The following is a 26,372-nucleotide window of genomic DNA, read 5'->3' as shown; positions in this document are numbered from 1 at the left end:
TTTGTATTTGTTCAGAAAAATGGATATTTCGGTTCGATTTGTGCCAGTGATTTCGGTCGGACCGTGCCACCCATTTCGGTGAATTTGTGCCACTATTTCGGTTTGAATAGTGCCACTATTTCGGTTCAATTTGTGCCACTCGGTTAATAAGTCATAGTTTTCCGGTTCGATTTGTGCCACTTTGAAAGATCAAAATCAGCTACTATCTTGTTGTTATCTAAAGCAATACGATATGGCTAATAAACTTGATCCTATGGACTTAAAACAAATCATTACTTTACATTTGGACGGTTATAGCAATCGTAAAATTGGAAGTACATTAGGTATTTCTCGCAATACTGTAAATACTTATATGCAGCTTTTCGAAGGCTCTAAATACTCTTTAGAACAGTTGCTGACGTTGGATATTGAACAACTATCAGAGCTCTTTTCTAGCTTTACGACAGTAGACACTCAAAGACATAACTCTTTAATGCTCTATTTTGAGACGGTTAATAAAGCTCGGAATCATCCTGGATTTACTTTTCTATATCATTATGCTCAATATGCTCAGACAGTAGCTAATCCCTACAGCTACACACAGTTTATGGAGCATTATAACCGGAAATATAAAGAAGTAAAAGGCTCTATGAAGTTAGAGCATGAACCTGGTAAAGAGATGTACATTGATTTTGCAGGTAAAAAACTCTCATATATTGATCAAAACACAGGAGAAATTATATCTGTAGAAGTTTTTGTGGCTATACTTCCTAATAGCCAATATACCTATGTGCAAGCCTGTCCGAGTCAGAAGACAGAAGATCTTATTATATGCTGTACTAATGCGCTAAACTTTTATGGAGGTGTTCCCTTGGCAATAGTCTCCGATAACTTAAAATCAGCTGTATCTCGCGCAAGTAAATATGAATCACAAATAAACAGAAGCTTTAAAGACTTTGCTAGCCACTATAACTGAATAGTCAATCCAACTCGTATTTATGCTCCCCAAGATAAGGCGTTAGTGGAGAACGCAGTACATCTTGTCTACCAAAGAATTTACTACCCAATCAGGGAGATGACTTTCTTCTCTTTAGAAGAGCTCAATGCAGAGCTACGACGTATGCTAATCACTTACAACCAATTACTTTTTCAACGTAAAGAAGCAAGTCGTGTAGAGCTCTTTCAATCTGTGGAAAGACAATATTTAAAAGCATTACCCTGTACTACTTATCAAATAAAGGATTATAAAAGAGCTAAAGTTCAGAAGATAGGTTATGTGTATTTCTCACCTGACAAGAGTTATTATAGCGTTCCTTATCGCTACATAGGCCATCATACAATGATTCACTACACCAATACTTCAGTAGAGATCTATTATAATCATTTACGCATTGCAATACATAAACGAAACCCGAAAAAAGGGAATTACAATACAATTAAGGAACATTTATCCAGTACGCATCAAAGCTATACCAGTTGGAGTCCTGAGTATTTTAAAAATCAAGCAGCTCCACATGGTGTTCATTTAGTCAAATGCGTAGAGAAGATTCTGTGTAATGTCGATTACCATGAGATTGGATACAAGAGGGTGATTGGCTTAATACAACTACACAAGAGTTATGGATCACAAAGACTGGATAAAGCTTGTGAGATTGCATTGAATGCTAATGTTGCAACCTACACCCATATCAAAAACATCCTGCGTCATAATATGGATCTCAAAGAAGCTATGTTCCAAGAACTAGACGCTAACACTAATCACATCCCAGTACATCAAAACATCAGAGGAGCCTCAGCGTATCAATAAATATTAATCTTAAATATTATAATATGGACAACAATCAAACTATCGAAAAGCTAAAGACCATGAGACTTAACGACATGGCACAGCTACATCACAGTCACATTAAAAACAACACAATGACCTCATTTACTATTGATGAGTACATTGGTTTATTGACGGATCACGAGTATGAAAATAGACAAAATAGAAAAATAGAAAGGCTAATTAAACAGGCTGAATTTAGACAAAGTGCAAGTATGCCAGATGTGAATTATACTCAAAACAGAGATCTAGATAAAAATATGTTTACCCGTCTAGGAACATTGGATTTTATTCTCAAAAAACAGAATGTAATATTAACTGGTTCCAGCGGAGTTGGAAAAAGTTATCTTGCTCAGGCTCTGGGATACCAAGCCTGTTTGATGGATTATAAAGTCTTATATTATAACACTGCTAATCTTTTTAATTTATTAAAAATAAGTAAATTAGACGGGACATACCTAAGGGAAATGAAAAAGATACTAAAATCAGATCTACTTATTCTGGATGACTTTGGCTTACAACCATTCGATAACCAATCCCGGGAAGCATTATTGGACATTGTTGACCAAAGGTACAATCAAGCATCAATAATACTGTCTTCTCAAATACCTGTATCTGCATGGCATGATATAATTGGGAACTCGACAATTGCTGACGCAGTCCTAGATCGTATTGTAAATTCTTCTCATAGAATAAATCTGCAAGGCGAGTCTATGAGAAAAGCAAATTTTTAAACTGAACAAACTTTTTTGTATTATTGTAATCTCTTTCAAAGTGGCACCATTTCAACCGAAATGGGTGGCACGGTCCGACCGAAATACCCAAAAAATATTCAACAAGATTTACTTGACCAGTTTAACTAGTATTTGAACACAAATCCCAATATTAACGCTTACATTGGAATTTGGAATTTAAAAAATTTGGAATTTATTTAAAACATAGCCCGAGGTTTCAACCTTGGGGACGGGTTATGCTAAGATATTATGTTCAAACGGTTGAAACCGTTCGCTATGTTGTATTTGCTGATAAAAACATTAAATGATATTTACTTGATCAGTTTAACTAGTACTTTATCTCAAATTCCAATATTAACGCTTACATTGGAATTTGGAATTTAAAAAATTTGGAATTTATTTAAATCATAGCCCGAGGTTTCAACCTTGGGGACGGGTTGTGCTAAAATATTGTGTCCAAATGGTTGAAACCGTTCGCTATTTGCTGAGAAAAAGATTAAGCGAGGTTTGCTTAATCAGAGTAACTAGTATTTGAAATCAAATTCCAATATAAACGTTCATATTGGAATTTGGAGTTTTAACTAATAACAGGAAAGGCTACTCATTACAAGTAGCCTTTCCCTTTTTATTCTAGTTTTAAAAAAAAATTGTAATTAAAAAAAAACAGAAATAAAATAAATTCGAATCCATTCAAAAAATAACAGCTTTAAAAATTTTAGAAATTACTTCCTGAATCGGTATGTCTTTAAACAATCTATACATTCATATTAAAAGCGAAACATCAAGTTCACGGTTGTCCATTTGGTTTGATAAAATAACTTATAGAAAGTTTTAGTTAGCATTTTTTCCTCTTTTCGTAATCAATTATATACTAATTACTAAACAATTCCAGCATTTAACCTTAGGTGTTACTTTCTCCTTTTCGAAGTTTCAACAAATGAATAAATCATTTGCTCATTATTTAAGGGTTTACTAATAAAAACCGTAAAAAAATGAGCGACAAATTTTTTAAATTTTCTCAAAAAAATCATTTTTTAGGTTAATAAATCAGTGAAAGAAAATCAATCTAAAATCGACGAAATAAAATGTATCTCATTGATTTCTAGGGTGTAAAATTACTTATTATTTTTCGAAACTAATGTTAAAAAATGTTATTTTTTGTCGGCAGGCACCAATTGTTAACATTAGAAGTCATTTTCTCACAGACTTAAATTAAATTGAGTAGGTAAAAATATAAAAATGCTTTATTTTTACACTATAATTATTTAAAATAAAACAAATAGAAATGGATTGGATAACTGCCAGAGAATTTGAAGATATAACTTATAAAAAATGTAACGGGGTTGCAAGAATTGCTTTCAACAGACCAAATGTTAGAAATGCTTTTCGTCCTAAAACAACTTCAGAATTATACCAGGCTTTTTACGATGCACAAGAAGATACTTCGATAGGAGTAGTGTTGCTTTCGGCAGAAGGGCCATCGACTAAAGATGGTGTTTATTCTTTTTGCAGCGGAGGCGATCAAAATGCTCGCGGACATCAGGGTTACGTTGGCGAAGACGGACAACATCGTTTGAATATACTTGAAGTGCAGCGTTTAATTCGCTTTATGCCAAAAGTAGTCATTGCAGTTGTGCCGGGTTGGGCAGTTGGCGGCGGACATAGTTTACACGTAGTTTGCGACATGACATTGGCCAGTAAAGAACACGCCATTTTTAAACAAACAGATGCTGATGTAACTAGTTTCGACGGTGGTTACGGATCTGCTTATCTGGCAAAAATGGTAGGTCAGAAAAAAGCACGTGAGATTTTCTTTTTAGGGAGAAACTATTCAGCGCAGGAAGCTATGGATATGGGAATGGTAAATGCTGTTATTCCACACGATGAGTTAGAAGATACTGCATACGAATGGGCGCAGGAAATTCTTCAAAAATCACCAACTTCGATCAAAATGCTAAAATTTGCAATGAATTTAACCGACGACGGAATGGTTGGTCAACAGGTTTTTGCCGGAGAAGCAACCCGTCTTGCTTATATGACAGAAGAAGCAAAAGAAGGAAGAAATGCTTTCTTAGAAAAAAGAAAACCAAACTTTGGCGAAAACAAATGGTTGCCATAAAAAAATAAAATAGTTCCAAGTTCCAGGTTTCGTAATTTGAAACCTGAAAATAAATTTAACAAAAAATACGCATGAAACATTGGATTGAAGCCGCACGATTGCGCACATTGCCTTTATCAGTTTCCGGAATTATAGTTGGAAGTATTTACGCGCTTTCAAATCCAACCGCAACCATTGATACACCGACAGAAGTATTCAGCTGGAAAATTTTTGGTTTTGCATTATTAACAACATTAGGTTTACAGGTTTTATCCAATTTTGCCAATGATTACGGAGATGGTGTAAAAGGTACAGATAACGAAGACAGAGTAGGGCCAAAGCGTGCTATTCAGAGTGGAGTTATTACACCTCAGGCCATGAAAAAAGCGATAACAATTACAGCTGTATTGACTTTATTGTCTGCCATTACCTTAATTTATTTTGCCTTTGGCGAAACCAATTTCGGTTATTCAATTTTCTTTTTATTGCTGGGAATAGCTGCCATCGTTTCAGCAATTCGCTATACAGTAGGTAATTCTGCTTACGGATATAAAGGATTAGGCGATGTGTTTGTTTTCGTATTCTTCGGATTAGTAAGTACTTTAGGAGTGAACTTTTTATATTCTAAAGAAATTGATCCGCTTTTAATTCTTCCTGCAGTTGCCATTGGTTTATTAAGCGTAGGGGTTTTAAATCTTAATAATATGCGTGATGAAGAATCAGATCGAAAATCAGGAAAAAACACAATCGTTGTTAAAATGGGCGGGGCAAAAGCCAAAATATATCATTTTACGCTTATCATTACCGCTATGGTAGCAGTGGTGCTTTTTGCCATTTTAAGCGATTATAATTTCGATCAGTATTTATTTTTATTAGCTTATATACCTTTAACCAAACATTTAATTACCGTTTATAAAAATCAAGATCCTAAGCTTTTAGATCCGGAATTAAAAATACTCGCATTGAGTACATTTTTACTTTCGATTTTACTCACAGTATGTATGATTTCGTTGATTTCAGACATTATTGTTAACCTTTTCTTAGGCGGAAGATAAAACAAAAGTTCAACTTTAAAATTTAAACAAAATGAAAATTACATTTTACGGACACGCATCATTAGGCATTGAAGTGGGAGGGAAACACATTCTTGTTGATCCTTTTATTACAGGAAACCCAAAGGCTTCGGCAATTGATATAAATACACTAAAAGCAGATTATATTTTGCTTACACATGCACATGGCGATCACGTTCTGGACGTTGAAGCTATTGCAAAACGTACCAATGCAACGATTGTTTCTAATGCCGAAATTACAAGTTACTACGCTCAAAGAGAATTAAAAGCGCACCCAATGAATCACGGTGGAAGCTGGAATTTCGATTTTGGAAAAGTAAGATACGTAAACGCAATTCACTCAAGCTCCTTCTCAGATGGAACTTATGGAGGAAATCCCGGTGGTTTTGTGATCGAAAGCGAACATAAAAATATCTACATCGCAGGAGATACAGCGCTAACCTTCGATATGAAACTGATTCCGTTGCGAACAAAATTAGATTTGGCAATTCTGCCAATAGGAAATAACTTTACAATGGATGTCGAAGACGCTATTATTGCTTCAGACTTTATTGAATGCGACAAAATCCTTGGATATCATTTTGATACTTTTGGTTACATCGAAATCAATCATGAAGATGCTATTCGTCAATTTTTTGATAAAGGAAAAGACTTGATGCTTCTTGAAATAGGAGAATCAATTGAATTGTAATAATTAAGATCGTGGCAGGCTTTTTAGAATTTTTTAAGGAGCTGTTTCCCGCTTTCGGCTATATCTTTTTTGAGAAGATAAAAAATCTTCTCAAAAAAGGATACCACCTCTATCGGGGCTATAATTTTAGTTTTCATAAGAAATTTACATGAACGATACGATTAAATTCATTTGCGATTGTTGCGGCAAAGAACATGAAAGCTGGCCCGCAATAACTTATAATTCCCCTTATAGTTATAGTAATCTTTCCCCTCAGGAAAAAGAAGAGATTGCAGTAATTGATCAGGATTTTTGTGTCGTTAAATATGCTGATAATGACATTGACCGATTTATAAGAGTCGTTCTAGTTCAAAAAGTAAAAGATCATTGCGAAAACCTGGAATATGGTTTTTGGGTTTCATTAAGCGAAAAAAGTTTTGACGATTATCTTGAAAACTTCGATAATGAAAACCATGAAACACAATATTTTGGCTGGCTCTCGAGTTATATTCCAGAATATGAATTTCCTGAAAGCATTCCAACAACAGTTGTTACAAAATCCGGTAATGACAGACCTGAAATTTTCCCCCATAAAGATTCCGAGCATCCCTTTGTAAAAGATTATTATGATGGTATTACAAAAGAAGAAGCCCAAAAAAGGATTAAAAGCATGATGCAATCAACCAATCAAATTACATAGGTATGAATTTAAGGACAGTTTTCTTGTTTGTTTTTATTATTGTTTCAAATGCCGCTTTTGCACAAAAATGCTCATGTGAAGATAATTTTAACTGGCTCAAAAAAAACTTCGAAGAAAACGATGCCGGTTTTCAATATGTAATTGACAAAAAGGGATTGACTGAGTATCAAAATCATAATAATCTTTTTAGCAAAAAAGTAAAAAAGATAAAAGATTTGAACGATTGCAGAAATGTATTATTTGATTGGATGTTATTTTTCCGACCAGGACATTTATCTTTAACGATAAACCAGGATCTTGTAAACAAATCACTTCCTAAAACCAATACTGAATCTGAAAAAAAATGGGAGAAAGTAGAAATAACTGAAGATGAATTAAAAAAGAATCTATCAAATATGTCACAACCCGGATTTGAAGGTATCTGGATTTCTGCACCTTATACTATCGGAATTGTAAAAAGAAGTAACGAATATATTGGCTATATTCTAGATGCAAAAGGCACAAAATGGGAGCAATATCAGGTAAAATTTAAAATAAAAGAAAGTCCTGACAAGAAATATAGTGCGGTATACTATTTAGGAGATTATTCCGCTCAACAATTTAATGAAGCTAAGCTTATTGGAAATAATTTTTTAAAAATGGGCTTTGTCTCGTTAAATAGAAGTTTTCCTGATTATCAGGAGAACAACATGGAAATAACCAATTATATTGAGTCACTAATGACCCAAAAACCATTTCTTAAAGAAATATCAAGTTCGACAGTTTTATTACGTATACCGTCATTTAATTATTCCAATAAAAAAGCCATTGACAGTATACTTGCAGCAAACCAAAAAGTAATTTTGTCAAAAGAAAATTTAATAATTGATGTAAGGAATAATGGAGGAGGGTCTGACGCTACTTTCAGAGAAATAATCCCATATCTATACACAAATCCAATCAGAACGGTTGGTACAGAATATTTATCTACAGTCCAGAATAATAAAAGGATGGACGAATTTATAGCAAATCCTGAATGGTCTCCCGAAGATAAAGAGTGGGCAAGAAAAGGATTAGAGAAATTAAATGCTAATATGGGTAAATTTGTAAATCTGGACGATAGCGCAGTTGAGGAAAGCAAGTTAGATATCGTTTATAAAAATCCAAAAAACATTGGTATTATTATCAATGAAAATAATGGAAGCACAGCAGAAGAGTTCTTGTTGATAGCCAGGCAAAGTAAAAAAGTAAAACTTTTTGGAACTACAACAGAAGGTGTTTTGGATATTTCTAACATGCATTTTGTTGATTTTCCGTGCAAAGATTTAAAACTGGGATATTCGCTTTCAAAAAGTTTAAGAATTCCAGATATGGAAGTTGATCAAAAAGGTATTCAGCCAGATTTTTACATTGATAAAACTATTAAGGATTATGATTGGGTTAGATTTACAGAAAACATATTGAAAGCAAATTAGGTTTTAAAATTTATAGAAAATGAATTTCAAGAAAATATTTTTATTTCTTTTCGTTGTATCATCATACAATTCTTTCGCTCAAAAAGATGGTTATTGGGACAAAGAGCGCGCTACAACAAAGGAAATTATAGTTTCGGCACGAGACAGAATTCTTCTAAAAACAGAAGATCTACCAGTTGGCACTACAGAAATCGTATATAGAATTACACTTTTAGACGAAAATCAACAAATGTCAAATAGTTTGGTTTCAATATTAAAGTCAATTCCCGATCCCACCGGAATTAGCCAGGGATCTGCGGGAGCAGTTTTTTTAATGTCTAAAATTTCTGGCGACGATACCTGTACATATGCACTTTTTACTTCAAATGAAAATGCAAAGAAATACGTTGCAGATGGTAAAACTGATAAGGCATGTTATGCTCAGGAAGTTGCACTGAGTAAAGATGCTAAACGATTATCTCTCGATAAATCATCTTGTTTAGGACAAGACATCAATACAATCTGGTTTGGTTTTCATAGCAAAAACTGGCTTTTAAATCAAAAAATTGTCTTAGAAGTTGTGCCATGGGTAGACACAAAATTAAATCGAGGATGGAATCAGGACAATAAAAATGAGATTATAAGTCTTTGTAAAACTTCTACGATGGCTCAGAAAATGGCCAATTCTGATGATTTTTGTGTTTGTATACTTGATAAAATCAGCAAACAATACCGTTATTCCGAGTTTCAGAAATTATTGCCAATAGAAAAAAATAAAGCTTATAAAGACTTTGGAAACAACTGTTATAAAGATGCTGATATTTCTAAAAACGTTTACAACGACTTAAGAACTCAGGTTTCGATTTTAATAAAACTGCAAAAATACAACGAAGCGATTCAAAAGCTGAATGTCATTATTAATGACGGAAAAGCAACTGCGATCGATTATAGCTCTATTGGATATTGCTATATTTTGACCAGGCAATACGCAAAAGCAATAAAATTTCTAAAAGAAGGCGAAAAGTTAGATGACACAGAGTTATTGGTAAAATTAAATCTGGCACATGTTTATTTAGTGAGTGATGATTACAGTGAAGCAAAAGCAATCTATAAAAAATACCAGACACAAAATGTTACAGACAGTTTAAGCTGGAAAGAAAAAACAAAACAAGACTTCACAGTTTTTGAGAAAGCAGGTCTGCCATCAAAAGATTTTGAAAGAGTTTTAAAATTATACAATTAATAAAAATTTCGCCACTGATTACACAGATTAAAAAGAGTAACGAAATATTAAATATAATTATTTTAAACGAGCCATTAAGCCATTAAGAAAATTAAGCATTTCTTCTTAATTTTCTTAATCTCTTAATGGTAAAAAAAATAAAACATCTAATGTTTAAAAAAAAAAATTAATCTGTGCAATCTGTGGCCAAAAAATAAGATATTTTGAAAGCAACTTACCACAAATACATGTTAGAGTTTAAACGCCCTTCCGGAACTTCCAGGGGTGTTATGACCGAAAAAGAAACATGGTTTATTGTCCTTGAGGAAAACGGAAAAAAAGGAATAGGCGAGTGCGGAATTCTCCGTGGTTTAAGTGCCGATGATCGCGACGATTACGAAGCAAAACTCAATTGGACTTGCCAGAATATACATTTGGGAGAAACAGCTCTTTGGGAAGCATTATTAGAATTTCCGTCGATACAATTCGGAATCGAAATGGCTTTTTTATCCCTTAACAGTAAAAATCCATTCCTATTGTTTCCATCTGATTTTACTAATAATTCTAAATCAATTACCATAAATGGTTTAGTCTGGATGGGCGAGGAGGCGTATATGAAACAGCAAATCGAAGAAAAATTAGCAGATGGTTTTAATTGTATTAAACTTAAAATTGGTGCTATAGATTTCGATAAAGAGTTAGAATTATTACGTTTTATAAGATCCCATTTTTCCGCAGATCAAATAGAAATAAGAGTGGACGCCAATGGCGCTTTTGCTTTAAGTGAAGCTTTAGAAAAACTGAATCAATTAAATCAATTTCAATTACATAGTATAGAGCAACCTATAAAAAAAGGAAATATTGATGCAATGGCAAGTTTGTGTAAAAATACTCCATTTCCTATCGCTTTGGATGAAGAATTAATTGGTGTTTTCTCCCTGGAGGAAAAGGAAAAATTGCTACAGGAAATTAAGCCTCAATACATCATTCTTAAACCAAGTTTTGTTGGTGGTTTCAAAGGGACAAAAGAATGGATTGATTTAGCAGAAAAATTTAAAATAGGATGGTGGATTACTTCAGCATTAGAAAGTAATATTGGACTAAATGCGATTGCACAATGGACATTCACTCAAAATTCAAAAATGCCGCAAGGCTTGGGAACCGGAGCACTTTATACCAATAATTTTGATTGCCCACTTGAAGTTTTACAAGGGAAATTATGGTACAATACAAGTAAAAAATGGGACGCTTCTTTTTTGGAAAATTCATAAAAAACAAGCTGAAAATTCCATATTAAAAAAGGTACAGAGTACAAAGCCTTTGAACCTTTGTAAATCTGCACCTTTGAACCTTTAAAATTATTTTTTTACTCTTTTCCTCCAAGTAAATTTTGTTGCCAGTCTTTTAATTCCTGCCATTTTCCCTGATACGCCAACAAGGCTTGTTTTGCCCAGGTACTTGGATTGTGAATTGCAAAGTTTTCGCCGCCGGCATCTAAAATTGATTGTAGTTTTTCAGTTGGAGTTTCTGATAATTCACGCCAGGTGGTAATTCCTGCAGTATTAAATAATGCTTCGATTTTAGGACCAATTCCTTCGACAACCTTCAGATCATTTTCTTTTATTTTTTTGCCATAAACAGTTGCTGCCAAAGCACCATCGAATAATATTCCAGTGGCAACATTAGAGGCAAAAGATTGTGTAGGTGTACTAACAGAAGCTTTTGATGCCAAATCAGCTTCGAGTGAAGAAATTTTAGCATTTAAACTTCTTGTGTTTGCTTTGCACGCATCTAAATCAGCTTGTAATGACAATGCAAGAGAATCATCTCCTTTCGAATTCATTTTTCCCAGTAAGTAACCTAAAATTCCACAGATTAACCCCACTAGTGCAGGTATTAAGATACAAGGTATATTCATAATAGTACATTTTTGATTAATTATTTGATAGTAATTACAGTTCTTCTGTTGTTTGCTTTACCTTCTTTAGTTGTATTTTCGCCAATTGGTTCATCCGGACCTTTTGATTCTGTTGTGATACGAGCGCCGTCAATACCTTTTTTAGATAAGTAATTTTTAGAAAATTCCGCACGTTTTTGACCAAGAGCAACATTAGAATCGCGATTACCAACATCATCAGTATGTCCAACAGCTAAAATAAGCGCATCTTTTACGTGTTCCATATATTTTACTAAATCTGCCACTTTTTGTTTCTCAACATCAGTTAATTTATCACTTGATTTATTAGTGTTGAAATGCAGAATTAGCGGATCACCATTAATTTTATCCTTCAAAATCACCCATTCATCAGTTGATACGGCGGGAGCAGCTTCTAAAGCTTCAAATTTGTATTCCGCAGGTCCTAATAGTGTATCAGAACTTGTTTTCCATTTGTCCGTTATTGTTCCTTTTGTATCAAACTGAGAAGCTAATAAACCTTTAGAGACAAAATATTTTTTAATATCATTTGCCCTCGCAAGACCGAGATTCTCAAAACTTGTCGTGTTTTTTTCGTCAGATGTAGCATAACCCGTTATGGTTATTTTTTGCTTTGGATTTGCAATTAAAAATGTTTTAAGATTTTCAATTCCAATTGATATAGAATCACTAACAGGCAGAACTACTGCAAAACTGTTTTTAAGGAACTTGATATTATCATTGGTATGATAATCAATTCCTGAACCATTTAGAATAAAAGGGACAAAAATAGCGTCCTGAGCCACAACAACCGGTACTTTTTCGGTATCAACTGTTGGTGTTTTCATAGTACAATTGCAACAAAATTTCACATACAAAAAAGTACCCAAAATGATTGTTATTGCAATGCCTAATAGATAAAGTGCTTTTTTAGACATAAGGAATGAAGTTAAGATTCTATCAAATTTAACAAAAAAATAAATACAGAATACATTAATAATCAGATATTTTCAACTTATCTATTTAATTTTGAGTTGTTTACAAGTGTGACTTAAAAACATGATATATTAATAAATCTCCATTTTAGGACTGAACTAAATTGAGTAACTTGCATAAAAAATTAATATAAGGAAGCGAAATGGTCGAAATAGAAAGAAAATTTCTCGTAAAATCAGCTGATTTTAAAGAGCAGTCTTTTACTCAAAATAAAATAGCGCAGGGATATTTAAGTTCCGTTCCTGAAAGAACTGTCAGAGTTAGAATTAAAGGCAATAAAGGCTTTATTACGATAAAAGGAATTAGTCAGCAAGGTGGAATGTCACGTTTTGAATGGGAGAATGAAATACCTCTTGACGAAGCACAAGAGCTGCTTAAATTATGCGAAAAAGGCAAAATAGAAAAAACCCGTTTTGAAATAAAATCAGGAAATCATATTATTGAAGTCGATGAATTTTACGGAGAAAACGAAGGTTTAATTATGGCAGAAATTGAATTAGCATCTGAAGACGAAATATTCGAAAAACCGGAATGGCTGGGAGAAGAAGTAACAAATGACGAAAGATATTACAATGCTTATTTGAGTAAAAATCCTTTTAAACAATGGGGAAAATAAAGAGTTATGACAGAACAATATGATTTGATCATTGTTGGAGGCGGTCCTATTGGATTAGCTTGTGCAATCGAGGCTCAAAAGAAAAACTTACGTTACTTAATTATCGAAAAAGGAGCAATTGTAAATAGTATTTTCAACTATCCTTTGTATATGACCTTTTTTTCAACAGCTGAAAGACTGGAGATCGGGGATATTCCGTTTAATTGTCTCGCACCAAAACCTGGTAGACAAGAAGCTTTAGAATATTACAGAAACATTCATCGTTATTTTAAATTTTCAATTCATTTGTTTGAAAAAGTAACTCAGGTTAAAAAATTAGAGAATTTACTTTTTAAAATTACAACAAATAAATCTTCCTATGAAGCAAAGAATGTTGTAATAGCAATAGGTTTCTATGATCTTCCGATCTTAATGAATATAAAAGGAGAAGAATTACCAAAAGTGCGCCATTATTATAAGGAAGCTCATGAATATGCTTTTAGAAATATTTTAGTTGTTGGCGCAAATAATTCATCAGTTGATGCCGCTTTGGAGTGCTGGAGAAAAGGAGCAAATGTGACGATGGTTATTCGCAAAAACGAAATCAACAATCGGGTAAAATACTGGGTAAAACCTGATATCGAAAACCGAATTGCAGAAGGTAGTATTACAGCTTATTTCGAATCTAATATTTCTGAAATCAGGGAAAAGGAAGTAGAGATAGAAACTCCAAATGGAAAAATTACGATAGAAAATGATTTTGTTTTAGCACTTACAGGATATAAACCAGACTTGACTTTTCTTGAGAAAATGGGGATTCAATTATCAGATGATGAATTAAAAACGCCAATGTACAATCCTGAAACAATGGAAACAAATATAAAAGGTTTGTTTTTGGCAGGAGTTGTTTGCGGCGGAATGCAGACGCATAAATGGTTCATAGAAAATTCCCGTATTCATGCCAATATGATCGTGGATTACATTACTTATGAGTAAAAAAAGTTTGCCATGAGTTTCGCGATAACGAACAAGTGAATTATTTTTTAGTAATTCAAATAAAAAATTAGTACGAATTCGTGAAATTCGTGGCAAAAAAAATGATATTACTGTCATTTCAAGCGAAGCAGAGAACACTTTACGCATTTCGACTTCGCTCAATGAGACAATCTTACTGAATCAATTAGTGCTAATTCGTTGAATTCGTGGCAAAAAGAAATCTTACTGGCTTCAAGCAAATTCGAAATACTCGTCAGCTTATGAACTACAAGAAAGCATAGAACAGCCCACTTTAGATCGTGCCCAATCCGGTCGTTTTGCAAACCATTTTTCATATTCCGGCTGTTCATCGTATGGTTTTTGCAATAATAAATACAATTCGTCTATCAAAGAATAATCGCCTTGATCAGCGGCATCAATTGCCAATTGAGACATATAATTTCTCAGTACATATTTTGGATTTATTGCATTCATTTTTTCTGAACGATTTTCATCTGACAACTCTTCGGTTTTTAATCTTTCGAGATAAACAGCAAACCATTTTTTCCAGGAATCGAGAATATCTCCTGAAATTTCTTCAGGAATATAAAAGGAATTCTTAATTTTTTCTATTGCAGTTTCGACTGAATCTATCTTTTGAATTGTGCTTAAATTTCTAAAAAAGATTGTCATATCAGTTTCAGATAATTGTAAAACTGTTTCTAAAGCAGTAATTAATTTATCGTCATTTTTACTTAAAGTAAAAACACCTAATTTGCTTAAAAACATTGTTTTATAATCAGATTCAAAATCAGTAAAAAATGATTCCAATATTTTTTCTAAAGGCTCAGCTTCGTTAATTAACGGATAAAGAGCATTTGCTAATTGATATAAATTCCATTGAGCAATTTGAGGCTGATTTCCAAAACGGTATCTTCTATTTTGACTGTCCGTAGTATTTGGCGTCCAATTTGGGTCATAGTTTTCCAGCCAGCCATAAGGACCATAATCAATTGTAACACCGTGAATCGACATGTTATCTGTATTCATAACACCATGTACAAAACCAACACGCTGCCAATGTAGAATCATTTCGCGGGTCTTGTCAGCTACTGTTTTAAAAAACTGCAAATACTGTTCTTTAGGTTCACCTTTAATTTCCGGAAAATAATGTTTGATATTGTATTCTGTAAAATCTTTTAAATTTTTGAGTTCATTTCTGGCTGTCAGCATTTCGAAACTTCCAAAACGAATAAAAGAAGGAGCAACACGACAAACAATTGCACCTTTTTCGTATGCTGGATTTCCGTTGTATAAAATATCACGTAAAACTAGATCACCTGATAACATCAGCGAAAGCGATCGGGTAGTAGGAACTCCTAAATGATACATTGCTTCAGCACAAAGGTATTCTCTGACAGAAGAGCGCAAAACCGCTAAACCATCAGCAGTTCTGGAATACGGTGTTTTTCCTGCTCCTTTTAATTGAAGTGTAAAAAAATCGTTATTATGTTCGACTTCGGTTAAATTAATAGCCCGGCCATCGCCCAATTGTCCAGCCCAGTTCCCAAATTGATGCCCAGCATAACACATAGCATACGGACGTGTTTCAGGAAGAATTTCTTTTCCGGAAAAAGTATTCAAAAAAGCTTCAGACTTAATTTCATCTTTAGAAATACCTACCAGTTCAGCTACTTCTTTAGAAGCATGAATAAGTTTAGGATTAGACGGTTTTGTTGGATTTACATAAGAAAAAACCGCATTAGAAACCTGACGAGTTTCATTGGTTTCGTTTGGATCTGCAGGTAATTCGGCAGTAAATCTGTTATTTATTTTTAAATTTTTCATCTGGATAATTTTTTAAGCCACAGATTATACAGATTAAAATGATTCTTTTTAAATCTTTGATAGATTTAAAAGTAAGTAAGGAAAATCATTGCAATCTTTCTAATCTGCAGCAAAAACTTTTATTAGTCAACCAATTTATCTGCGTACATTTTTTTTAATTTCTGTACTTTCGGATCAATTACGATCTGGCAATAACGGGCGTCCTGATTGTTATTGTAATAGTTTTGATGATCTTCTTCGGCTTCATAAAATACCTCAAGAGGGATCAATTCAGTTACGATTGGATCTTCGTATAAAGGTGTAACTTCTTCAAAAACTTTTTCAGCTATTTCCTTTTGTTCAGCATCATGATATAATACGACAGAACGATATTGCGTTCCTGCATCAGCTCCCTGACGATTAAGGGTAGTAGGATCGTGACTTGTCATGAATATGAAAATGAGATCATGATATGAAATTATGTCAGGGTTAAAAGTAACTTGTATCACTTCGGCATGACCGGTTCTGCCAGTACAAACTTCGCGATAAGGCGGATTCTTAATAAAACCTCCGGAGTATCCTGACTTCAAGGATTCTATTCCTTTTAAACGCTGAATGACAGCCTCAATACACCAAAAACATCCACCACCAAAAGTAGCTATTGATAAATTTTCCATAAAATAGTATTGTTAAGTTTCTATTGCCCTATTAATCCGATAGAATATTATGATAAATTGCTAATAAATAAGCTGTTTAATTAAATATATCAATTGGTTATTTAATATTTGAAGTTTACAATTGATAAATTCGCAATTCTATTAAAAAGCAATATATTTGCAATCAAACACAGGCACACTAATGAATAGCAAAAATAGTACCATCACTTTAGAAACTTATTTTCAGGATTTTAGACAACATATTGTTGGAATTGAGCAGGAATTTACTTCACCTTATGGCAAAAAAAAGATCATTTATACTGATTGGACTGCCAGCGGAAGGTTATATCGCCCTATTGAAGATAAACTTCTGAATGATTTTGGGCCTTTTGTAGCCAATACACATACAGAAACAACTGTGTCAGGTACTGCCATGACAAAAGCATACCATCATGCCAGAAATATCATCAAACGTCATACAAATGCCAATAATGATGATGTTTTAATTACAGACGGAACCGGAATGACGGGTGTTGTTAATAAATTTCAACGTATTTTAGGTCTTAAAATCCCTGAGAATTTAAAAGACTTTATTAATGTTCCGGCAGAAAAAAAGCCAATTGTTTTTATTTCGCATATGGAACATCATTCTAACCAAACCTCATGGTTAGAGACGATTGCTGATGTTGAGATTATTCCGTCTTGTGAAAAAGGGCTTTTTTGTTTGGATAATTTAGCTTTATTATTAGAAAAATATGCTGACAGAACAATCAAAATTGCTTCGATTACGTCATGCTCAAATGTTACGGGATTAAAAACTCCTTTTCATGAAGCTGCAAAATTAATGCACAAACATCACGGAGTTTGTTTTGTAGATTTTGCTTGTTCAGGACCTTATGTCGAAATTGATATGCATCCTGAAGATCCTGAATCTTATCTTGATGCTATTTTCTTTTCTCCTCATAAATTTTTGGGAGGCCCGGGAACTTCAGGCGTTTTGATCTTTAATAAAAAACTATACAATAATATGATTCCTGATTGTCCGGGCGGAGGAACGGTAAGCTGGACAAATCCTTGGGGAGAACATAAATATATCGATAATATCGAGGATCGTGAAGACGGTGGAACTCCAGGTTTCCTGCAGGTTATTAAAACTGCACTGGCCATCGAGCTGAAAGAAGAAATGGGGATCGAAAATATTCTGCAGCGTGAGCATGAAATTGTTGATTACGTTTTTAACGAATTGAATCCTGTTTCTAATATTAAAATTTTGGCAGGACAGCACCAGAATCGTTTAGGTGTAATTTCGTTTTTTGTAGAAAATCTACATTTTAATCTGGGAGTAAAATTACTGAACGACAAATTTGGAATTCAAACCAGGGGAGGATGCAGCTGCGCGGGAACGTATGGACATTTTTTACTGCATGTAGATCAGGAAACTTCAAATAAATTGGTTGATGAAATTACTATTGGCGATTTAATCAAAAAACCGGGATGGATCAGAATGTCAATTCACCCAACTACGACTGATAAAGAAATTGCTTTTGTTTGCGAAAGCATTAAAGATTTAGCTCAAAACCATGAATTATGGGCTTTGGATTATTCGTATAATAAAAACACGAACGAGTTTATTCATAAAAACGCAAATTCATTTGAGGATGAATTGGTTGCTGGTTGGTTTAATTCGTAATGTTTTTTAATCTTAAAGTTTTTATTTTAGGAACTTAAATTTAACCGCAAAGGGTGCTAAGATTTTTCGCAAAGTTCGCAAAGCTAATTTAATACAAAGCTTTGCGAACTTTGTGTTTTTATAAAAGTGCTTAATTTAAAAGCTTTGAGATCTTTGTGGTAAAAAGGATCTTTTTCATAAAATTGCAGGTTAAAAATCAATCTAGTTTGCAAACTCCTTTTTTTTGGTTCTTATGAATAATAAATTTTTGGATTAGCCCAGATAGAGCCCTACTGTCTGGATACAAATATATTATTAATCAATTTTGAACACGAATTTGCTTCGCCTGTTCGACTTTCAGTCTCGGGTCACGAATTTGCACAAATTTTAATAGGTTAATTTAGTTTGTGAAATTAATTCCACAAACTAAATTAGTGTCAATTAGTGAAATTCGTGTTTGTTTTGTGCTTGTGTCCAGACGGTAGGATATTGGCGGTATCCTTTGAGAGGAACGAACAAAGATAAAGGCGAAAGCGGGACTAAAAGTCTTGAAAACCTGATTTATCTGCTACGGAACATATACAATTACATAATCAAACGAACTCCGCCTAAATCAGAAACTCTGTAAGAGAATTTATTTCCGGGCGAACCTATAAACATAAAGTTCTTTGGGATTTTCCATTTTTTGGATAATTCGTCTATTATTTCAGGACCAAAAACACCTTGTATTTCGAGATATTCCAAATCTATTTCGTCGTAAGCGCGATCAAGAACTTCGAGATCTTTTATTAAAGCTTCGTTTCTTGAAGTATTGTTTGTTACATATACGATCTTTAATTTATTTGTCGTTTCGTTTCCCTGAACATATTGAAGCACTTTATTTAAAATAGCAATATCATCGCCTTTGGTAAAAAAAACAAATTCCTGCGAATTTATTTCGACACTAAGTTTTTGTAAATAACGATTACTTAGAATTACCATTTTTCGTAAAGGCTGATAGAAATATTCTAAAGCTTGAATTAATAGCCGAATTAAAATGACACGATTGAGCATGATTCCGATAAAAATCAAAGAGGGAACCATGTATTTTAGAAATGTATAAAATGAATTGATATTCAATTTCATGTTCCCGATAAAAGCGGCGATAATAAATGAAACTGCTACAACTACTGCAATCCCGCGCGCGCGCTGAGGTCTTGGTAATTTTTTACGCTTAAATTTAAGTAATAAATTTCCAATTCCGAATAATGCCATTACAGCCAAAAATGAAAATGTATAAACACCGGCTAATGATTCTAAGTGTCCGCTGGTAGCAAAAAGCACAGAAATACAAAGGACTAAAAAACTGATAACGATTCGATAATGCGAACCTCTTTTATTTTGTTTCAGGAAATAATTGGGAAGAATTCTATCCAATGTCATTCGGTTTAATAATCCGGAAACCCCAACAAAGGAAGTAAGTACAGCTCCGCATAATACTAAAACGGCATCGATAGAAATTAACCATGCCAACCAGGATCCGCCGGTTGTTTGTCCTAAATAGGCAAGGAGTGCTTGTTTGTTTTCGCCAACTTCTGCAAGCGGAATGATACTTATTAATAGAATAGCTATTACAGGATTGAAGAAACTTACGATCGCCCACATATTTCGCAGTGTTTTTGGAAAAACCCCATGCTCTTGTTCTTCAACAAAATTGGCTGAACTTTCAAAACCTGAGATTCCAAGCATTGCTGCCGAAAATCCCAGAAAAAGCGCAGTTTTTATATTTCCGTATGCAATGGGGGCTTGCCAATTGATATAAAAAGTTTCTAAACCATTATTCAGGACAAACCACAACGATGCCAGAACAAGTAAACTTAAAGTTGCCAGATGGGTTATAAAAATAATAACCGCAACAAATGCAGATTCGCCAATTCCTAAAATTGCAAGTCCGGTAAACAGAATTAAAACAACAACTGTTGCAATGGTTACATCTAAACTTTGAAAAATTCCGTGCAGATAATGCATTCCTTCTGATGCCGAAATTACTGCTGTTGCCATATAAGACAAAACGGTTAATGTTGCAGCCAATGATGCCAATCGTTTTGTCGATGTATTTAATAAAACATTGTAAGCACCACCGTTTAAAGGAATTGCACCAACAACTTCTCCATAAATTTTTCTGAATAAGAATAAAACAATTGCAACAATTAATAAAGAAATCCAGGCATACTGACCTGCATATAAAATAGTTAATGCTGAAACATACAAACAAGAAGAGCTAATATCATTTCCGCAAATTGCTGTTGCCTGCAGCTGGTTTAATTTTTTGTGTACAAGTTCTTTCATAGTAATTCAAGATTAAAACACGATTAACTCAACAAAACTAGTAACAAGCAAGCAAATTCTTAAGAGTGGCAGATATATTGATAAAGACTAAAAATATATTTTAGCTAATGTGCGTATTTTTGAATTTCTAAGTTATAGAAATTATTTGGATTCCTGAAATTTTTTGAGTGACAATAAGGCTTGTTGCTGAATTTTCTTCTGAAAAAAGCCTGTCCAGCCTAACAAATAACCCATAGGACCAAAAGCCTGTTTAGACCATTTCCAAACATCAAAACTATCAATATGCGTGATGATTAATCCGTCTTGAAAAGTAAACTTTGCCGTGATTTTATTGACTACGTTTCTATTGGTTTTACTAAAATTATAGGAAGCAACCCATTTCGCTGAGCCTGAAAAATCATCTGCTTTTATATCTGAAAACTCTATTTTAATATTTCCTTTGCTTTTTAAAATTAGCATTTCCCACATTTTAGAAACCTGATTTTCTTTTAGCAAACCAAAAGCAGGATCTGTAAAATGAATTTTAGGATGGTAACATTCACTCATAGTTTTAGCATCGCTATTTGCAAAAGCAGTATAAAATTTTGTGATCAAAGCTTCGTTAGCATCCATAAGGAATAAATTAAAAGTATAAATATAGGATTTATTAGATCAAAATAATTTATTTACAAAGCGCTAATCGCTGCTGCAGTATCAAATGATTTTTTAGATTTATCGAAAGCCGTAGAAAAATATGTCATTTTATTTAAGGCGGTAAAATATCCGGTTTGATCTCCAAATGCATTAGAGCTTCCTTTTAGGATAAATCTAATGCCTCTAATATCATTCTTTTTTAATTTTGCCATTTCGGCCGGTGTAAAATAATAATATGTTGATGTTGTGCCATCGGCATTTTCATTGGTATTTTTGTCAACACAAGGTATTACATCGGCATTGGCCAAATCAACGTATAAACCTCCGGAAATTCTGGTTTTATCATCCGTAGTCTTAATGGTTAATTTTAAAACGCCTCCTTTTTCTGTTTTTGCAATCTGAACATTAGCTTCGCCTGTATAAACATATTTTTCGACTATGAAAGTATAATTCTCAGTCGCAGGATAAGGTTTTGATCCTTTTATACTCATTGTTTGCTGAGCATTTGCAAATGTTGAAATTAACAGTAATATTAAAAAAGGCAATTTTAAATTCATAGTGTTACTTTATTGTTCAGTTAGTTTTGAATCAAATTTTTCGTCCCAATCCATTGATTTAATGGAAGAAACCAAATTATCTTCATTTACAAAAACGCGCAATTCTTTATTGGCTATTTTTTTTGTGTATAAGGCGCGATAACGGTAAACAATCTCTTGTTTAGTTTTGTAAACGCCATCTAATTTTAAGTCTATAAAACTTCCGTAATATTGTCTAAAACGCTGACATGTTTTGGTCAGACGTTCCTCAGTTGTGTTTTCCCTAACCGATGCCGTAACTTCAGTTTCATTAAAAGGTTTAAACTTAGAGGTATTGCAAGTTTCTAAAACTCTTTTTCCTAATTCGTACGCTTTTTGCTGTTGGTTGGAATTAATTTCTGAACTGGAAATTTTCTTAATCTTCAAATCTTCAGTATCTCTACTAATTGTTTTCGATTTACATCCAATTAACAACAACAAACATATAATCAATCCTGCTTTCTTCATAACTATTTAAGTAATTTTTAATAATAAGTTGGGGTCGGGGCAGTTTTCTATATAGAAATTCAAATCATTTGTATTACAAACTCCGGGATAATCACCATAATATGCTTCAATATTTTTTATAATCTGAAAATGCAAATGTGGTGCGTAATCGCCATTAACTGTAGAGTTTCCTAAGGTTCCAATGATTTCACCTCTATTAAAAACTTTTCCAACACTAAGGTTTTCTATACTTTCTAACGATAAATGCCCGTATAAAGTATAAAATTTTTCATTTTCGATAATGTGCTCTAAAATTATTGTTGGACCATAATCTCCTAAACCAATATTATTCTTAAAGCTGTGCACTATTCCGTTTATTGGTGCCAAAACTGACGTATTTTCTTTTGCCCATAAATCCAGACCTATATGAATATTGCGTTCAGGGATGGCATCATTTTTAAAGATTGTACTTCGTTTATACAATGTCCGGCCTTCGATATAGCCGCCAAATGCTACTTCGGCATTATTCTTTTCTAAATAATTTGAAATGAAATTTTCAAATTCGGCAGCACTTTCAGGTTTAACCTGAACCAGCTCCTGATTGGTCACTGATAAATCAAGCGGAATATATTTTGAAATATCAATATCAGCATCAATAATCTTAGTAGGTGGTAAGGCTTTTAATATGGAGACGAGAGGTTTCATACAATTTTAAAATTTAGGCAACTTTTTCAATAATTATTAATTCATTATGCACTTCTATCCTGGGCAGCATTTTTGAAGAAAATAATTCAGAATTTATTTCAGAAATATATTTTCGGTTTCGAACATTGTGCGCTTCATCAAGAATCATAGTGTTAAAAAGAACGAAACCCTGATTTTGCAAAAGAGAACAAATGCGTCCGCTAAAAAAACTTTCAAATAAAAAATTTGGCATTTTGATATCTTCAAAAATATCAATAATAATTAGATCGTATTTATTTTTTGTCTTTAAAACAAATTCAAAAGCATCATCAATAATAATTTCCAATTGTTTAATTTGATCAAGGTTAAAATACTGATTTGCTATCTGAATCATATCCGGATCAATTTCGACACCAGTAATTTTTCCTTTATAATCAATTTCGTCTACTAATGTTTTGATAACACTTCCGCCCGCAACTCCTAATAATAAAATGTGATCCATTTTAAGAATGGCCTCATAACCAATATTCCTAAGTCCGTACCTTAATATACGCTGCAAACTTCCGTATGAATAATTGGTGTTCTCAGAATCCAGAACCAATTCTCCATTTGACCACGTAATTTCTATAATCTTACTTCTTTCTGATTTTTTTTTAAATATTTTTATTGGAATGATATAACTGAATAATTTTTGGATCATTTTAAATGCTTTTACTCAAATTTACCACTTTAAATCTTTTATTTTGCAACAAAAAATAAATTTTAATGAAGAAACAATTCTATAAATTCATCTTTTTTAAGCTAATGGGCTGGAAAATAGTAGGTATTGAAAATGCGGAAGTGAAAAAATGTGTAATGATGGTGATGCCCCATACAAGTAATCATGATTTTTATTTAGGAATATTTACCCGAGGAATCTCCGGATTAGAGATGAACTGGGTTGGAAAGAAAGAATTGTTTAAATTTCCTTTTGGCTATTATTTTAGAAGTGTAGGAGGTGAGCCATTAGATCGCTCCGGCGGATTGAATAAAGTAGATTCGATTGCAGCTATTTTTAAAAGGAAAGAAGTTTTTCGATTAGCTGTTGCTCCTGAAGGTACGCGCAAAAAAGTTACTGAGATTAAAAGTGGCTTTTATTATATTGCACTTAAAGCAAATGTACCGATAGTGCCGGTTGCTTTTGATTGGAGCAAAAAAGAAGTCAATTTAGGAAAACCCTTTTTTCCTACTGGAAATTATGAAGCCGACTTATTAGTCTTGAAAAAACATTATGATGGAGTTATAGGAAAAATTCCAAAAAATGGATTTCAGCTTTAATTTTTCTATGTTTTTTAGATTACGCGAGAATCCCTTAAATCAAAATTATTTTAAAAATTTTTGAAATATGCGAGTTTTCCACGTTAAGGGTTATATGCCTTAAATTTTCCGTTTTTATAAAAAATTACTATTTTCTCAATTTCACCTTCTTCGGTATTTAAATTTTGACTTTTAATTTCCGGAGAAGATTTACTTTCTGATTTTTCAGCTTGCTTATAATAAATCTCAGAAAATAAATCGCCGCCTGCTAAATTTTCTTTCACAGAGGAGAGAGGCGGGGTTTTTATATTTTCTGATTTTTCTTCATTATTTTTCGGAAAACTTCCTGTACCATTTAGAATCCAATACAAGTCTACATCCGGAAAAACTTCCAAAATTTTCATCACAAAATCTAAACTGGGTTTGTTTCTTCCTGAAAGCAGGTGAGACATACTTGAACGTTGCACACCAATTTTATCTGCGAAAGAAGAGGCGTTTAGAGTATAATACTCAAGTATGATTTCAAGACGTTTTACAAAATCATCGATGTTTACCATTGTAAATTATTGTTATTTGAATCGTTGTTTACAAATGTAACTAAAAGAAGTTGATAAAGCAATTTTACAGTTGTAAATTATAAAAAGCAGACTTTAATATATAAACTATAACATTAATTAATATAGCATAACTATCTAATATACAATAACTATTTTTGTTTTATTTAAAGTAATAACATTTGTTAACTCTAATTCAGACACAGCGCTAAATATTGAACAAAATCATGTTTACAATTATAAATTACTCGGTTTTTTACTTGTTTACAATTGTAAAAATAAAGATGTTTACTTTTGTAAACTAATCAAAAGACAATGAATTTAGAAGAATTATTCAGCCAGTACAAAGAAAAATCAATAGAAGGTCGCTACTTGACTTTAGATCATATTCAACCTTTATTAGATAAACTAAATACTAATAACCAAGTTCAAATAATTGGAAGATCAGTTTTAGACGAACCTATTTATAGTTATAAAATTGGTACGGGAAACATTCGTATTTATCTGTGGTCGCAGATGCACGGAAATGAAAGCACAACAACAAAAGCATTATTTGACTATATTAATGTACTAAACAGTGGATCAGAATTTGCCAAAAAAATGCTTAGAACCTTTACGTTTTATGCAATTCCTATCCTAAATCCTGATGGAGCCAGACTTTATACACGTGAAAATGCCAATAAAGTAGATTTGAATCGTGACTCTCAAAATCTGACACAGCCGGAAAGTAAAATTTTAAGAGAGACATTTGAAGCGTTTAAACCTCATTTTTGTTTCAATCTTCATGATCAGCGTACTATTTTTGGAGCAGGAACAACGGGAAAACCAGCTACAGTATCATTTTTAGCTCCTTCTTATAATGAAGAAAGAGATGTAAATGAGACCAGATTGAAAGCAATTAACATCATTGCCGGGATAAATGATGTCTTGCAGGAATATATCCCCGGACAGGTTGGTCGTTTTGATGATTCTTTTAATATCAATTGTATAGGAGATACTTTTCAGTTTATGGGAGTACCAACTATTTTGTTTGAAGCAGGTCATTTTCCTAATGATTACGAACGTGAGATCACCCGAAAATTCATATTTTTCTCACTTTTATCAAGCTTTGAGCTAATTTGCGAAAACGATTTAGTTGACAATAGAATTAATGATTATTTGAATATTTCACAAAATAAAGTGGTTTTTTATGATTTTATGTATAAAAATATCAAAATAAATTATGATGGTATCGAAATTATTACGAATTTTGTCGCACAATACAAAGAAGAATTGATTGAAAATAAGATTCACTTTAATGCTTATATAGTTGAAGTAGGTGAGTTAGAAAATTATTTCGGACATTATGAATATGATGCAAAAGGAGCAGTTTATTCCGATGACTTTACTAATTTTCCCAAATTGAATCAAAAAGCAAATTTTTATTTAAATAAAAATGTTAAATTTGTTAACGGATTGATAAAAAGTTAATTTTTATGTGAATTTGTT

General features: G+C 32.9%; 26 protein-coding genes. 15 read left to right on the top strand and 11 right to left on the bottom strand.

The annotated features are described in order from the left end of the window. The first annotated feature begins 232 nt into the window (after positions 1-232). The 10 genes from QLQ94_RS17345 to QLQ94_RS17300 all read left to right on the top strand — a co-directional run bounded on the left by QLQ94_RS17345 (position 233) and on the right by QLQ94_RS17300 (position 11,005). Positions 233-955 (top strand): transposase, encoded by a 723-nt coding sequence (locus QLQ94_RS17345; RefSeq protein ID WP_482497950.1) that lies wholly within the window; start codon positions 233-235, stop codon positions 953-955. A 45-nt stretch (positions 956-1,000) separates the two neighbouring features. After that, entirely contained in the window at positions 1,001-1,786 is a 786-nt protein-coding gene (locus QLQ94_RS17340; RefSeq protein ID WP_482497948.1) for a Mu transposase domain-containing protein, read from the top strand. Positions 1,787-1,809: 23 nt separating this feature from the next. Next, a complete protein-coding gene (istB, locus tag QLQ94_RS17335) occupies positions 1,810-2,538 on the top strand; it encodes an IS21-like element helper ATPase IstB (protein ID WP_482497946.1) in 729 nt (242 codons plus the stop codon). 1,285 nt (positions 2,539-3,823) lie between these two features. After that, positions 3,824-4,657, top strand: coding sequence for a 1,4-dihydroxy-2-naphthoyl-CoA synthase (locus QLQ94_RS17330; RefSeq protein WP_035681238.1), 834 nt, complete (start codon positions 3,824-3,826; stop codon positions 4,655-4,657). A 71-nt stretch (positions 4,658-4,728) separates the two neighbouring features. Then, positions 4,729-5,691 (top strand): 1,4-dihydroxy-2-naphthoate octaprenyltransferase, encoded by a 963-nt coding sequence (gene menA, locus QLQ94_RS17325; protein ID WP_427401282.1) that lies wholly within the window; start codon positions 4,729-4,731, stop codon positions 5,689-5,691. 31 nt (positions 5,692-5,722) lie between these two features. Then, positions 5,723-6,400 carry a metal-dependent hydrolase gene (locus tag QLQ94_RS17320; protein ID WP_271334753.1) on the top strand — a complete coding sequence of 226 codons (678 nt, stop codon included), beginning with the start codon at positions 5,723-5,725 and terminating at the stop codon, positions 6,398-6,400. A 148-nt stretch (positions 6,401-6,548) separates the two neighbouring features. Continuing rightward, positions 6,549-7,079 carry a DUF2199 domain-containing protein gene (locus QLQ94_RS17315; protein WP_482497944.1) on the top strand — a complete coding sequence of 177 codons (531 nt, stop codon included), beginning with the start codon at positions 6,549-6,551 and terminating at the stop codon, positions 7,077-7,079. A gap of 2 nt (positions 7,080-7,081) precedes the next feature. Further along, entirely contained in the window at positions 7,082-8,533 is a 1,452-nt protein-coding gene (locus QLQ94_RS17310; RefSeq protein WP_427401283.1) for a S41 family peptidase, read from the top strand. A gap of 19 nt (positions 8,534-8,552) precedes the next feature. Next, entirely contained in the window at positions 8,553-9,755 is a 1,203-nt protein-coding gene (locus QLQ94_RS17305; protein WP_271334757.1) for a tetratricopeptide repeat protein, read from the top strand. Positions 9,756-9,958: 203 nt separating this feature from the next. Beyond that, complete coding sequence (locus QLQ94_RS17300) at positions 9,959-11,005, top strand: o-succinylbenzoate synthase (RefSeq protein ID WP_271334758.1); 1,047 nt, start codon at positions 9,959-9,961, stop codon at positions 11,003-11,005. 95 nt (positions 11,006-11,100) lie between these two features. Here QLQ94_RS17300 and QLQ94_RS17295 read toward each other — a convergent pair whose 3' ends face one another. Next, the gene (locus QLQ94_RS17295; RefSeq protein WP_271334759.1) at positions 11,101-11,652 is read right to left on the bottom strand and encodes a hypothetical protein; all 552 of its coding nucleotides are present in this window, start codon (positions 11,650-11,652) and stop codon (positions 11,101-11,103) included. A 20-nt stretch (positions 11,653-11,672) separates the two neighbouring features. Next, entirely contained in the window at positions 11,673-12,497 is an 825-nt protein-coding gene (locus QLQ94_RS17290; protein WP_271334760.1) for an OmpA family protein, read from the bottom strand. 290 nt (positions 12,498-12,787) lie between these two features. Between QLQ94_RS17290 and QLQ94_RS17285 the strand changes: the two genes are divergently transcribed. Together QLQ94_RS17285 and QLQ94_RS17280 are read left to right on the top strand one after the other, a co-directional pair. Next, a complete protein-coding gene (locus QLQ94_RS17285; protein WP_271334761.1) occupies positions 12,788-13,261 on the top strand; it encodes a CYTH domain-containing protein in 474 nt (157 codons plus the stop codon). 6 nt (positions 13,262-13,267) lie between these two features. Continuing rightward, the gene (locus QLQ94_RS17280; protein ID WP_271334762.1) at positions 13,268-14,236 is read left to right on the top strand and encodes a YpdA family putative bacillithiol disulfide reductase; all 969 of its coding nucleotides are present in this window, start codon (positions 13,268-13,270) and stop codon (positions 14,234-14,236) included. A gap of 258 nt (positions 14,237-14,494) precedes the next feature. On the opposite strand, the gene QLQ94_RS17275 is transcribed toward QLQ94_RS17280, so the two are convergent. After that, positions 14,495-16,063, bottom strand: a complete 1,569-nt coding sequence (locus QLQ94_RS17275) for a protein adenylyltransferase SelO (protein WP_271334763.1) — start codon at positions 16,061-16,063, stop codon at positions 14,495-14,497. Between the two features lie 122 nt (positions 16,064-16,185). After that, positions 16,186-16,719, bottom strand: coding sequence for a peptide-methionine (S)-S-oxide reductase MsrA (msrA, locus tag QLQ94_RS17270; RefSeq protein WP_271334764.1), 534 nt, complete (start codon positions 16,717-16,719; stop codon positions 16,186-16,188). A 181-nt stretch (positions 16,720-16,900) separates the two neighbouring features. Between msrA and QLQ94_RS17265 the strand changes: the two genes are divergently transcribed. Further along, complete coding sequence (locus QLQ94_RS17265; RefSeq protein ID WP_427401289.1) at positions 16,901-18,388, top strand: aminotransferase class V-fold PLP-dependent enzyme; 1,488 nt, start codon at positions 16,901-16,903, stop codon at positions 18,386-18,388. Positions 18,389-18,952: 564 nt separating this feature from the next. On the opposite strand, the gene QLQ94_RS17260 is transcribed toward QLQ94_RS17265, so the two are convergent. The 6 genes from QLQ94_RS17260 to QLQ94_RS17235 form a co-directional block, all read right to left on the bottom strand. Beyond that, positions 18,953-20,695, bottom strand: a complete 1,743-nt coding sequence (locus QLQ94_RS17260; RefSeq protein ID WP_482497939.1) for an APC family permease — start codon at positions 20,693-20,695, stop codon at positions 18,953-18,955. Between the two features lie 141 nt (positions 20,696-20,836). After that, positions 20,837-21,307 (bottom strand): nuclear transport factor 2 family protein, encoded by a 471-nt coding sequence (locus QLQ94_RS17255; RefSeq protein WP_271334767.1) that lies wholly within the window; start codon positions 21,305-21,307, stop codon positions 20,837-20,839. A 53-nt stretch (positions 21,308-21,360) separates the two neighbouring features. Next, positions 21,361-21,885: a hypothetical protein gene (locus QLQ94_RS17250; RefSeq protein WP_271334768.1), complete on the bottom strand. Its 525-nt coding sequence runs from the start codon at positions 21,883-21,885 to the stop codon at positions 21,361-21,363. A gap of 9 nt (positions 21,886-21,894) precedes the next feature. Further along, positions 21,895-22,371 (bottom strand): hypothetical protein, encoded by a 477-nt coding sequence (locus QLQ94_RS17245; protein WP_271334769.1) that lies wholly within the window; start codon positions 22,369-22,371, stop codon positions 21,895-21,897. A gap of 6 nt (positions 22,372-22,377) precedes the next feature. Beyond that, positions 22,378-23,055: a peptidoglycan DD-metalloendopeptidase family protein gene (locus QLQ94_RS17240; RefSeq protein WP_271334770.1), complete on the bottom strand. Its 678-nt coding sequence runs from the start codon at positions 23,053-23,055 to the stop codon at positions 22,378-22,380. A gap of 13 nt (positions 23,056-23,068) precedes the next feature. After that, positions 23,069-23,734 (bottom strand): spermidine synthase, encoded by a 666-nt coding sequence (locus QLQ94_RS17235; protein ID WP_271334771.1) that lies wholly within the window; start codon positions 23,732-23,734, stop codon positions 23,069-23,071. A gap of 65 nt (positions 23,735-23,799) precedes the next feature. On the opposite strand from QLQ94_RS17235, the gene QLQ94_RS17230 reads away from it, so the two are divergent. Next, the gene (locus QLQ94_RS17230) at positions 23,800-24,351 is read left to right on the top strand and encodes a 1-acyl-sn-glycerol-3-phosphate acyltransferase (RefSeq protein WP_271334818.1); all 552 of its coding nucleotides are present in this window, start codon (positions 23,800-23,802) and stop codon (positions 24,349-24,351) included. An 83-nt stretch (positions 24,352-24,434) separates the two neighbouring features. Here the strand turns inward: QLQ94_RS17230 and QLQ94_RS17225 are convergent, their stop codons facing one another. Then, positions 24,435-24,887 (bottom strand): helix-turn-helix domain-containing protein, encoded by a 453-nt coding sequence (locus QLQ94_RS17225; protein WP_271334819.1) that lies wholly within the window; start codon positions 24,885-24,887, stop codon positions 24,435-24,437. Between the two features lie 312 nt (positions 24,888-25,199). Between QLQ94_RS17225 and QLQ94_RS17220 the strand changes: the two genes are divergently transcribed. Continuing rightward, on the top strand, positions 25,200-26,354 hold the full coding sequence (locus tag QLQ94_RS17220; RefSeq protein WP_427401291.1) for a M14 family metallopeptidase: 1,155 nt from the start codon (positions 25,200-25,202) through the stop codon (positions 26,352-26,354). The last annotated feature ends 18 nt before the right edge of the window (positions 26,355-26,372 follow it).

Source organism: Flavobacterium sp. B114r (assembly GCF_056824125.1).
This window is presented reverse-complemented; position numbering and strand designations above follow the sequence as displayed.